Origin of the sequence: Streptomyces sp. NPDC059524 (genome assembly GCF_042749255.1) — a bacterium.
GTDB lineage: Bacteria > Actinomycetota > Actinomycetes > Streptomycetales > Streptomycetaceae > Streptomyces > Streptomyces xanthii.
On sequence record NZ_JBHYTK010000314.1, the window covers coordinates 1 to 1,971 of the forward strand.

A 1,971-nucleotide genomic window follows, 5' to 3' on the forward strand; every position below is an offset into this window, starting at 1 on the left:
GCGGGGCCGCCCCCCCCGCCCCACCCCCGGCGAGGTCCGGGACCGGCGCCCGCGCCACGGGGCGCCGGAACGTTCCGGCCGGTCGGCCAGGTGCGACCCGGGTGGGGCCCGGGCGTTCAGTAGACAACGGCTCTCGGTCATCCGCAGCCAGCGGGTCCCAGGCCGGCCCGAAGGACGCCCGGCCCCGATCCGCAGTGAAACGCGCTCGCTATGGTGGTCCCCTTGTGAACGAAGTGAAGGGGAACCTGTGAAAGACGGCGGTGGGCGCACGTTCGGCCCTCTGGGCACGGCCTTGGTGATCATCCCGACCTACAACGAGGCGGAGAACATCAAGACCGTCGTGGGCCGCGTCCGGGCCGCCGTGCCCGCGGCCCACGTGCTCGTCGCCGACGACAACAGCCCCGACGGCACCGGCAAGCTCGCCGACGAGCTCGCGGCCGCCGACGACCAGGTCCACGTCCTGCACCGCACCGGCAAGGAGGGCCTCGGCGCCGCCTATCTCGCGGGCTTCGCCTGGGGCATGGAGCACGACTACGGGGTCCTCGTCGAGATGGACGCCGACGGCTCCCACCAGCCCGAGGAACTGCCCCGGCTGCTCACCGCCCTCAAGGGCGCCGACCTCGTGCTCGGCTCGCGCTGGGTGCCCGGCGGGCGGGTCGTGAACTGGCCCAAGTCCCGGGAGTTCCTCTCGCGCGGCGGCTCCACGTACTCCCGGCTGGTGCTCGACGTGCCGATCCGGGACGTCACCGGCGGCTTCCGCGCCTTCCGCCGCGAGACCCTCGAGGGCCTCGGCCTCGACGACGTGGCCTCGCAGGGCTACTGCTTCCAGGTCGACCTCGCCCGCCGGGCCGTCAAGGCCGGCTATCACGTGGTCGAGGTGCCCATCACGTTCGTGGAGCGCGAACTGGGCGACTCCAAGATGAGCAAGGACATCGTCGTGGAGGCCCTGTGGCGCGTCACCGCGTGGGGCCTGGGGGAGCGCGTGGGCAAGGCCGTCGGCCGCCGCCCCGAGAGCCGCTGAGCGCCGTCCGGGCGTTTTTCGCGCTCGGCGATCTTGATCCCCCGCTTACGCCACTTGGACGCCGCCCCAGGCACACTGGGGGCATGACCACTGGCACTCCGCCCCGGCGCTCCCGGGTCCGCAGGTTCCTCCCGCTCGGCATCGCCGCCTGGGCGGTCCTCGAGGTCTGGCTGCTCATGCTGGTGGCCGGGGCGGCCGGAGGCTTCACGGTCTTCCTGGTCCTCGTGGCCGGCCTGGTCCTCGGCGCCGTCGTGATCAAGGCCGCGGGCCGTCGCGCGTTCCAGAATCTGAGCGAGACGATCCAGCGCGCGCAGACGAACCCGGCGGCGGCGCCCGCCGAGCCGCGCACGCAGGGCAACGGGCTGCTGATGCTCGCGGGACTGCTCCTGATGATCCCCGGCCTGATCACGGACGCCCTCGGTCTGCTGCTCCTCGTGCCCCCGGTGCGGGGCGCCCTGAGCCGGTACACGGAGCGGGCGGTCGAGCGCCGGATGAGCACGGCGGCCGAGGGCACGCTGGGCGGCGCCTTCCAGCAGGCGCGGATGCGTCAGCCCGGCACGACCGTGATCCAGGGCGAGGTGGTCCGCGAGGACGACCGCCCGGGATCCCACCCCGACGACTCCGAGCCGCGCCCGCCGATCATGCCGTCCTGAGGGCCGGACGTTCGGGCCGCACGTTCAGGTCGGCCGGCCCCGGGACAGCCTTCGGCCCGGGGAGAAGCTTCGGGACGGCCTCGGTCACCCCGGGACGGTGTTCGGGCCGGTGACCGGGCGGATTCCGACCGCCGCCCGCCGACATGCGACAGGCGACCGCCGGGCGGGCCCCTCGCGGGCGCTCTCACCGGAATCGGCTCGGATGCCGCCGGATTCGGTGCGCGAGGCGGCCCCGCCAGGGATCAGGAGACGAACGCGGAAACGGCCTGGGGCCGGACACACGGTGTGTGTCCGGCC

The 1,971-nt window shown here is 74.0% G+C and carries 2 protein-coding genes; both read left to right on the forward strand.

Annotated elements, in window-relative coordinates:
* The first annotated feature begins 247 nt into the window (after window positions 1–247).
* Entirely contained in the window at window positions 248–1,021 is a 774-nt protein-coding gene (locus ACFW9D_RS38470) for a polyprenol monophosphomannose synthase (RefSeq protein ID WP_188340078.1), read from the forward strand.
* Between the two features lie 83 nt (window positions 1,022–1,104).
* Entirely contained in the window at window positions 1,105–1,674 is a 570-nt protein-coding gene (fxsA, locus tag ACFW9D_RS38475) for an FxsA family membrane protein (RefSeq protein ID WP_384630137.1), read from the forward strand.
* Window positions 1,675–1,971 lie beyond the last annotated feature (297 nt).